Raw genomic sequence first — 7,940 nt, forward strand, 5'->3', positions numbered from 1 at the left:
TTGTATCATCTCCGGAGCAGCCACGCAAGAGAACAAAAGTTCTCGGGCTGTTATTTTTATACTCATTTTTACGTATATTGAAAAGAAAGGTGATATAATATGCCAAGTAAAATTGAACGCTGCGCCATTTACATCCGTGTGTCTACCGCTGAACAGATGATGCGCGGTAAATCCCTGGAAGCGCAAAAGCAGTACCTGACCAATTACGCCAAAGAACATAATATGACCGTTGCTGGAGTTTATGCTGACGAGGGTAAAACTGCCCGTAAAGAATTAAAAAAGAGAAAAGCTATCCATTCACTCCTCGAAGATGTAAAAGCCGGAAAAATTGATGTGATCATCTTCTGGCGGATTGACAGATGGTTCCGTAATCTGTCTGACTTTTATAAGGTCCAGGAAGTCCTTGACGATAATAACGTCCGATGGATCAGCACCAGTGAACCCGGAATCAATATGGAAACCAGAGACGGTCGACTGCAGCTGAATGTAGTTCTGTCTATTGGCCAGAATGAGGTCGATACCACCAGCGAACGTATCAAATTCGTAAACGAAGCATCTATCCGGCAGGGAAAACTGATCTTCGGTGATGTGAATATGGGGTACGGCTACAAATCTGGAATCATTGGCGGCGTAAAACGCATGGTAAAAGATCCTGATCGAGAAGATGCCGTAAATGCTTTTTATCGTTTTTTCTTTAAGCACCATGCAAAAGGACTTTCCATGCGCTATATTCAGGAAAATTACGATCCGGATTTTACATGGGCGAATATGCGAACACTGCTGTCAAGTGAATTTTACAAAGGAACCTATCGCGGAATTCCATACTGTCCTGCTTACCTGACAGAATCCGAATGGAATAATCTGCAGGAAATACAGAACGCAAATGTTAAGCGTGCTCCTTCTGGCCGGATTTATCTTTTCAGTGGCATGATAAATTGTCCGATCTGTGGACGCAGGCTTAGCGCAAGAGGCGGTTCATCCATTATCAACAGGAAAACCGGTGCCAAAAAAGTATACTGCTATTACCGATGCAATAAAGCTTTCATCGATCATAAATGTTCTTACAGACATATGGTTAGTCAGAATCTTATAGAACGATACCTGATTGATCATCTGGAATACGAATACAATAAATTTAAAATAAAATGTGAAAAAATTGAAAAGGAACAAGAAAAAAAGAAGAAAATTCAGACTCCTGAAAAGCTCCAGAAAGAATTAGAACGATTAAATCTTCTCTTCCAGAAAGGAAGAATCGAATGGGATTATTACAGCAAAGAATATGATCGGATTGAAAACGAACTGAATGAATTGTTAAATACGGCTCCGGAATTGGAACCTGATTATGCTTATCTGGAAGAGCTGCTGAATACAGACTTTAGAACAATGTACTACAATTTAACCCAAGAAAACCGCAGAGCCTTCTGGCATTCTATTATCCGGGAGATTCACCTGAACACTGATCATACTGTCGACTCTGTTGATTTCTTATAGCGTCTTGTACTAACTGGTTGACTCCGTTTGGAGCGGATAAAGTTATGACCGCCGTCCTCTCCGGTGAGGCAGATATTGGCTTTATGGGAAGTGAATCTTCGATTTATACTTACCAGGAAGGTGCAAATGATGTCATCAAAAACTTCGCGCAGCTTACGCAGCGCGCCGGAAACTTTCTGGTCGCACGTGAAGAAATGCCGGATTTTTCATGGGATGATCTGAAAGGAAAAGACGTTCTTGGCGGAAGAAAAGGTGGCATGCCGGAAATGGTCTTTGAATACATTTTGAAAAAAAACGGAATTAATCCACAGAAGGATCTTTCTATCAACCAGAGTATTGATTTCGGTTCAACCGCTGCTGCATTTTCCGGTGGGCAGGCAGACTATACCATCGAATTTGAACCGAGCGCTACTGCCCTTGAAGCGGAAAATTCCGGTTATGTCGTTGCTTCTCTCGGCGTTGATTCCGGCTATGTCCCATACACCGCCTATAGTGCCAAAACAAGTTATCTGAATGCTAATCCGAACATCATCCAGAAATTCACCAATGCCCTGCAAAAAGGAATGGATTTCGTTCAGTCCCATACTCCGGAAGAGATTGCAAAAGTCATTGCACCACAGTTCAAGGAAACCGATCTCGCTACAATTACAACCATTGTCAGCCGTTACTACGAACAAGACACCTGGAAATCGGATCTGATCTTCAACGAAGAAAGCTTCAATCTGCTGCAGGATATTCTGGAAAACTCCGGTGAGCTGAAAGAGCGTGTTCCTTATGAAGAACTAGTTACTACTACCTTTGCGGAGAAGGCCGCCCACTAAATAAAAGCGCAGACGCTTCATTTTAAGCCAGCGTCTGCGCTCTATTCTTACATTTTAAAATTTATCCTTCTGAAACTCTTACCGGATATATCCCTCCTGATAAGCCTTCTGCTTATTGAATGTGTACATCTCCGCAAAGGATGCCTGTACATACGGATTTACATAAAAAATTGCAAGAAGTCCACAGGTAACCGCACTCAGCAGATACCATCCAAGGAATGACAGATCCATGATAAATGCTTCCATTTTTTCTCCATCCATCATCTGTTTACTGATCTGGAATGCTTCTTTGTAATCCATTGCCGGATTCTCAGCAATAATATATGGTACCATCAGATATTCATAATGCTTAACGATTCCAGGTACCACCAAAAGCAGACTCCAAAGTGTAGTAAATAAATCTCTTAAAAACATGGTAAGAACAATATTAACATAATGTCCGGAACGGAAACCGTCAAGCAATGTTCCGATTCCCGGCTGTGCAGTCTGGTTCAGGATAAAGAACCGGTATCCACCCATTTTCAGGAGATTACCTACAAATACTTTTGCCACAAGGACAATCAGTATTACTACCGTTGCGATTCCTGCAAGCAATCCGGTAATCATTCCCACATTAAATAAATTTCCACTATATATATCTGAATTCTCACTTACCCGTCTTGCACTGGATTCGCCAGAGACTGTGCCAAAGATTCCCATCAGAAGCGCAACTACAACGGCTGACACATAATTCTTCTTAAATGCCATATTACCTCTCATTTTAAGTTCTGCTCTATTCCACATCATATACCTCTCCTCCTTCGAATACATTGATATGATTCTCACTACCTATACTTTATCATCTGTAAATCTGTCAATCACTTTACTGATTTTCTATCTGCTCAGCAAGATCATTCAAGTACACCCATCTGTCCATCTTTTCTTCCAGTGTTGTCTCTGTTTCTTCTTTCTCTTTCATAAGTTCGGACAACTTCACGGAATTGGTGGCATTCTTAACCATCTCCCGATCCAGCTTTTCGATCTTCTCTTCCAGCTTTGCGATATCCTCATCGATCGTCTCGTATTCCCGCTGTTCTTTATAAGAAAATTTCAGCTTTTTTTCCCGCTGCTTCCAGGTCTTTTTGCTGTCAGACTCACCGGTCTGTGCAGAAGCTGCACCTGACATATTTTCTGCAATTGTCTGTCCGTCTTTCGGTTTTTCAAGCTCCACACGGATCAGATAATCGGAGTATCCACCTTCCGACTGGCGGATTTTCCCACCTCCATTAAATGCAAAAATACGACTGACAGTACGATCCAGGAAGTACCGGTCATGGGATACAATCAGAATAATACCATCAAAATGATCCAGATAATCCTCCAGGATTGTCAGCGTCTGGATATCCAGATCATTGGTTGGCTCATCCAGGATCAGTACATTTGGTGCTTCCATCAAAACACGTAGTAGATAAAGTCTCCGTTTCTCGCCTCCGGATAACTTTTCGATCCGCGACCACTGCATTACCCCGTCAAAAAGAAATCGTTCCAGCATCTGGGACGCGGTAATCTTCCCGTCAGAAGTTGCAATGTACTCACCTGCTTCTTTTACATAATCAATGACACGCTTGGATTCGTCCATATATTCATTCTCTTGCGAGAAATAGCCAATCTTGATTGTTTGTCCAATTTCAACAGTTCCGACATCCGGTTTTATGATCCCGTTGATAATCTTGAGCAGCGTCGATTTTCCACATCCATTATGTCCAATAATTCCGATTCGGTCTTTCTTCAGAAAAATATAAGAGAAATCTTCGATCAGCTTCTTTTCTCCATAAGATTTGCAGATTCCGGAAAGTTCGATTGTTTTATTCCCCATACGGGAAGCCACAGAATCCAGCATTACTCGCTTTTCTTCCTGAATATCTTTCATTTCCTGCATAGCATGAATCCGGTCAATATGCGCTTTCTGTTTGGTACTTCTCGCCCTTGCGCCGCGGTGTAGCCATTCCAGCTCCGTGCGCAAAAGGCTTTTTCTCTTACGTTCTGTGGCAAGCTCCATGTTCTGACGCTCGGCTTTCAGACGCACAAACTCGGAATAATTGCCTGGATAGTTATATAATTTCCCATGATCAACTTCCACGATACGATTTACCACACGGTCCAGGAAATAACGGTCATGCGTAACCATCAGGATTGCTCCCCGGAACTGGATCAGATATTCTTCCAGCCATTCGGACATCTCATTGTCCAAATGGTTCGTCGGTTCGTCAAGGACCAGAATGTCTGCCGGTGTTAAAAGCGCCCGGACAAGTGCCACCCTTTTCTTCTGTCCGCCGGACATATGCTCAATCTTTTCATCATAATCGGTAAATCCAAGCTGATTCAGCATAGACTTTGCTTCTGCCTCGATCGTCCAGCGGTTCAGCTCATCATAATTTCCTTCTGTTGCCGCGCGAAGAATTGTTGTTCCTGCTTCAAATACCGGCATCTGCGGAAGATAGCAGATCTTCACCTGATTCCCCATGCTGATCGTTCCGGCATCACTTTCTTCGATTCCGGCAACGATTTTCAGCAAAGTGGATTTACCCATTCCGTTGACTCCGATCACACCGATTTTTTCATTTTTATTGATTCCAAATCCCACATCATCCAGAAGCACACGATCCGTATAGGCTTTGGATACATGTTCCATTGTCAGTAAATTCATATATTTTCCCCTGTGATTCTCTGTTTTGTCTTTTTCCATTATAGCAATTTGTACGGGTCCTAGTCAATCCAAAGTATCTCACCCGGCACCGATTCTGACACGCAAAAGGCACAGAATCCTATCCGTTACCGGACAGTCCCTGTGCTTTCACATATCCCCATATTCTTTTTATCTTATGATGTGAGTGTCAAAAATAAATTTTGCCGCTCACTGGTGTAATCAGATTGCTCCATTGCTAAGCAAGCTTGCATCGGCTTTCTGACCTTTTTGACCCTGGTATCATCATCTTATAAGAAAATATATTTCAGGATAAACAGTATCACCAGTACATACATCAGTACACTGATCTTCTTTTCTTTTGCTTTTCCTGTAAGTACGTTGATTACTACATAAGAAATCACTCCCATGGAAATACCTTCTGAAATACTGTAGCAGAATGGCATTGCCGCGATACAGATAAAGCACGGAATTCCTTCGCTGTAATCACTGAAGTTAATTCCTGCCACATTGCTCAGCATATAGAAGCCGACGATGATCAGTGCCGGAGCTGTCGCAAAGGACGGAATTGCAAGAAAGATTGGTGATAAGAAAAGGGAAATTCCAAACAGGATCGCTGTTGTCAGGGATGTTAAACCTGTACGTCCTCCTTCTGTTACACCAGAAGCACTCTCTACGAATGTTGTTGTTGTAGAAGTTCCGAGTACTGCTCCAACTGTAGTTGCAACCGCATCTGCCATCAGTGCCCCTTTAATTCTCGGAAGCTTTCCGTCTTTGTCAAGCATGCCTGCCTTTGTAGATACACCGATCAGAGTTCCGAGTGTATCAAAAAGATCTACGAAAAGGAATGCAAATACTACAACAACGAATTCCAGTGAAAATACATTCTTAAAATCAAGCTTTCCAAATACCGGTGCAAGGCTTGGAATTGCGAGTCCGGAACTGAAATCCGGAAGCAGACTGTAGAATCCGATCTCCGGATTCGGTACATAAAGACCTGCTATCTGGCAGATGATTCCAAGTATCCATGTGATCAAGATCCCCCAAAGGATATTTCCTTTGATGTTCTTAATCACCATGATTGCTGTGATCAGCACACCTATGATTGCAAGAAGTACAGTAATTCCAACGTTATTGAAGCTTGCTTCCACTCCATTTGCCTGATTATATGCATCTACGGAGAAGAGCTGTACCAGAGTAGATCCTCCGACAACGATATTCGCATTCTGAAGTCCAAGAAATGCAATAAATAATCCGATACCAACGCTGACTGCTGTCTTAAGACAGGTTGGAATTGCATTGAAGATTGCTTCTCTGACATTCGTCAGGGAAAGAATAATGAAAATAATACCCTCTGCAAATACTGCAGTCAGTGCAGTCTGCCATGAGTAGCCCATACCAATTACTACAGTATAAGCAAAGTAAGCATTCAGTCCCATACCGGGTGCAAGTGCAAATGGATAATTTGCAAATGCTGCCATACACAGCGTACCGATCAGTGATGCAAGTGCTGTTGCAGTAAAGACTGCCCCCTGATCCATACCCGCTGCGGAAAGAATGCTTGGATTTACTGCCAGGATATACGCCATCGTCATAAATGTCGTAATACCTGCAAGAATCTCAGTTTTGACGTCGGTGTGATTTTCTTTAAGCTTAAACACCTTTTCCAACATATTGTTTTCCTCCTGCTGTTTGTCTTGGATATTCCCTCTCTCTCCTTAAAATATCCTCGTACTATTTTCTTGTAGCAGAGAATATTTTAGCAAAAAAAAGAGAGAAAGTAAACACATTACTTTCTCTCTGATTTCTAACTCTTATTCGCTATTACTGTTCATAGTAGCTGTATACCGCAACTATTTGCTCTCTCTGATCTTCTTTCTGAGCGGAAGTACCATTGCAGGGGATACGGATAATTCGTCTAATCCCATGCTTAAGAATTCTTCGGTCAGTTCGAGGTCAGCTCCGAGTTCGCCGCAGATTCCGATCCATTTGCCTTCTGCGTGGGCATTTTCGGCTGCCATGCGGATCATTGCAAGGACTGCCGGGTGGTGCGGATCGTAGAAGGCATCCAGCTTCTGGTTCTGACGGTCAATTGCCAACGTGTACTGGGTCAAATCATTGGTCCCTACGCTGAAGAAATCCACTTCTTTTGCAAGCTCACGGCTCATCATAACGGCAGCCGGTGTCTCAATCATGATTCCCAGTTCCACATCCTCACGGAACGGGATCTTTGCCTCACGAAGCTCTTCTTTGACCTCTTCGATGATCACCTTGATCTGCTTCACTTCTTTTATCGAAATGATCATCGGGAACATAATGGCGATCTGTCCGTAAGCAGATGCCCGGTACAGGGCACGAAGCTGGGTCTTGAAGATCTCCGGTCTTGTCAGGCAGATACGGATTGCCCGGTATCCCAGTGCCGGGTTCTCTTCTTTGTCAAGTCCAAAGTAATCCACCTGCTTGTCTGCTCCGATATCCAGGGTACGGATAATGACCTTTTTGCCTGCCATATTTTCTGCAACCTGTTTGTATACCTGGAACTGCTGTTCTTCAGTCGGGAAATCTTCGCTTTCCAGATACAGGAACTCGCTTCGGAAAAGTCCGATCCCTCCTGCATCATTTTTAAGTACGGCGCCCACATCGGAAAGATTACCGATATTCGCATAGACATTGATTTTCTGTCCGGAAAGGGTGACATTCTCTTTGCCCTTCAGTTCTTCCAGAAGTGTTTTCTGTCTGCGGTCTTCTTCGCGCTTTTCGGTCATAGCCTTCATGGTCTCTTCATCCGGATCAATGTAGATGGTCCCGGTAAAGCCGTCGATGGCTGCCATATGTCCGTCATATTCTTTTGCAAGCCCTTCTCCCAGACCAATAACGGCCGGGATGTTCATGGTCCTTGCAAGGATTGCCGTATGGGAATTTGCTGATCCGTACATGGTTGCAAA

General features: G+C 43.3%; 5 protein-coding genes and 1 pseudogene. 2 read left to right on the plus strand and 4 right to left on the minus strand.

What is annotated here, in order from left to right:
* Nucleotides 1–99 precede the first annotated feature (99 nt).
* Both PGY05_RS02460 and PGY05_RS02465 read left to right on the plus strand, forming a co-directional pair.
* Nucleotides 100–1,491, plus strand: a complete 1,392-nt coding sequence (locus tag PGY05_RS02460; RefSeq protein WP_270475280.1) for a recombinase family protein — start codon at nt 100–102, stop codon at nt 1,489–1,491.
* A gap of 17 nt (nt 1,492–1,508) precedes the next feature.
* Nucleotides 1,509–2,312, plus strand: a pseudogene (locus PGY05_RS02465) (ABC transporter substrate-binding protein); the annotation flags it as partial.
* A gap of 78 nt (nt 2,313–2,390) precedes the next feature.
* Here PGY05_RS02465 and PGY05_RS02470 read toward each other — a convergent pair.
* From PGY05_RS02470 to ptsP, 4 genes are all read right to left on the minus strand, one after another.
* Nucleotides 2,391–3,095 carry a DUF975 family protein gene (locus PGY05_RS02470; protein WP_044998726.1) on the minus strand — a complete coding sequence of 235 codons (705 nt, stop codon included), beginning with the start codon at nt 3,093–3,095 and terminating at the stop codon, nt 2,391–2,393.
* Between the two features lie 79 nt (nt 3,096–3,174).
* Nucleotides 3,175–4,998 (minus strand): ABC-F family ATP-binding cassette domain-containing protein, encoded by a 1,824-nt coding sequence (locus tag PGY05_RS02475; RefSeq protein ID WP_195250696.1) that lies wholly within the window; start codon nt 4,996–4,998, stop codon nt 3,175–3,177.
* A 287-nt stretch (nt 4,999–5,285) separates the two neighbouring features.
* A complete protein-coding gene (locus PGY05_RS02480) occupies nt 5,286–6,668 on the minus strand; it encodes an NCS2 family permease (protein WP_022220236.1) in 1,383 nt (460 codons plus the stop codon).
* A 180-nt stretch (nt 6,669–6,848) separates the two neighbouring features.
* A partial coding sequence (gene ptsP / locus PGY05_RS02485; protein ID WP_270475285.1) for a phosphoenolpyruvate--protein phosphotransferase occupies nt 6,849–7,940 on the minus strand: 1,092 nt, incomplete at its 5' end.

The sequence above is a fragment of the Coprococcus sp. AF51-11b1 genome, from assembly GCF_027682785.1.
Taxonomy (GTDB): domain Bacteria; phylum Bacillota; class Clostridia; order Lachnospirales; family Lachnospiraceae; genus Allocoprococcus; species Allocoprococcus comes.

Excerpts from the sequence above, each read along its gene's own strand:
- PGY05_RS02460 (WP_270475280.1), top strand. The coding sequence starts at position 100 with ATGCCAAGTAAAATTGAACGCTGCGCCATTTACATCCGTGTGTCTACC.
- PGY05_RS02470 (WP_044998726.1), bottom strand. The coding sequence starts at position 3,095 with ATGTGGAATAGAGCAGAACTTAAAATGAGAGGTAATATGGCATTTAAG.
- PGY05_RS02475 (WP_195250696.1), bottom strand. The coding sequence starts at position 4,998 with ATGAATTTACTGACAATGGAACATGTATCCAAAGCCTATACGGATCGT.
- PGY05_RS02480 (WP_022220236.1), bottom strand. The coding sequence starts at position 6,668 with ATGTTGGAAAAGGTGTTTAAGCTTAAAGAAAATCACACCGACGTCAAA.